The following is a 1379-nucleotide window of genomic DNA, read 5'->3' as shown; positions in this document are numbered from 1 at the left end:
TCGCACCACCTGCCGGCTCCTCGACGGACTCGTGCTCGATCGTCGTCTCGCTCACTTGGCGTCTCCCCTTGATCAGCAGATCCGCCGTTGATTAGCGCCTCTGTGTGTCAAGCAGCTTCTGCAAGTTGAACTCGCTGATCGCGTTTCATGATCCGGTAGACCACGTTGGAGAGGCGTCGCTTGAGGGCTCGGCGGGCCTCGGCGGGTGTCTTTCCTTCGGCGATCTTGCGGAGGTAGTACTCCCGGCCGCGCCCATCGTTACGGATCTGGCAGACAGCGATGATGTGAAGCGCACTGTTCAAGGCTCTGTTACCCCCGGTGTTGAGCCGATGGCGTACCCGTTTGCCGCTGGAGGCGTCCAAGGGCGCGCTGCCGACGTAGCTGGCGAAGTGGTGTTCTGTCGGGAAGCGGCTGATGTCGCCGACGTGGCCCAGGAGCTTCGCAGCCAGTACCGTGCCCAGTCCGGGCAGCGACGTCAGGCTGGTTCGTGCGGCAGCGAGAGCATCGCGCATCTGGGCCTCGTTGTCCTTGACCTGCCGGTCAAGCCTGCGCAGGTCGGCCAGCAGATCACGAGCGATGTCCCGGCGGCAGTGGTCCGTCGCAGTGGCCGGCCGGATGCCCTTCATCAAAGTCGCGGCCTTCTCTGCCGACAGCCGTGTGGGGGCGCCACCGGGCAACAGGTCGCGAAGGACCGCGTGGAGACGGTTGACGATACGGGTCCGCTCGCCGGTCAGGTCGTCGTGCCGCTCGGTCAGCAGCCGCAGGATCGTGGACTGGTCCTCCGCGGTGACCTTGCGCAGATCAGTGCGGAAGAGCGCGACCTGGGCCACGTGGAGAGCGTCCGCGGGGTCGGTCTTCCGGTCCCCGCCGGTGGCCAGAAGACGGGCCCTGGCCGACAAGGTGGAAGGCACGTCGACGACATCCTCGCCCGCGGCGGCCAGCTGCTGAGCAAGAGACCGACCGAGACCGCCGGCGCCTTCGACCGCGAACCGGCGCCCCGGCCACTGCGCGCACCAGTGCAGAAGCCGACCGAAGGTCCCGGAGTTGACGACGAACCGCCGCTGACCAATCTTGTGGCCTGCTACATCGACAGCGACTGCGGTGTGCGAGGACTTGTGGGGATCGATCCCGATAATGATCATGCGCATCCTCACCTGGCGGCTGACGGGCAGAAATGTGCGGTGGGCACTCTGACTTGAAGTAGCAGTCACACACATTCATGCCTCTGTCGAGCCACACCGCGCGGGTGCCGGACAGCGGCGGCACGCTAATCATGAGCCAGCCCGCAGGGCGGCAAGACACTACACGAGCCCGTGCCGACCGGCACCCTGGACGCTACGGCTGCAGACCGAGCGCCTGCGGTCGATTCAACAAGTCAG

At 66.0% G+C, this 1379-nt stretch carries 1 protein-coding gene; it reads right to left on the bottom strand.

Annotated features, from left to right (window positions below; genetic code table 11):
• Positions 1-107: 107 nt before the first annotated feature.
• Positions 108-1142: an IS110 family transposase gene (locus tag ACTWQE_RS34055; protein ID WP_443332958.1), complete on the bottom strand. Its 1035-nt coding sequence runs from the start codon at positions 1140-1142 to the stop codon at positions 108-110.
• Positions 1143-1379: the final 237 nt, after the last annotated feature.

Source organism: Streptomyces sp. 8N706 (genome assembly GCF_052245415.1).
In the GTDB taxonomy this organism is placed as follows: Bacteria; Actinomycetota; Actinomycetes; order Streptomycetales; family Streptomycetaceae; genus Streptomyces.
Note: the sequence above shows the minus strand (reverse complement) of the source record. Positions and strands in the feature narration are given on the sequence as shown.

What these genes read in the sequence shown, in the direction of transcription:
- ACTWQE_RS34055 (WP_443332958.1), bottom strand. Translation starts at nt 1,142, where the DNA reads ATGATCATTATCGGGATCGATCCCCACAAGTCCTCGCACACCGCAGTC.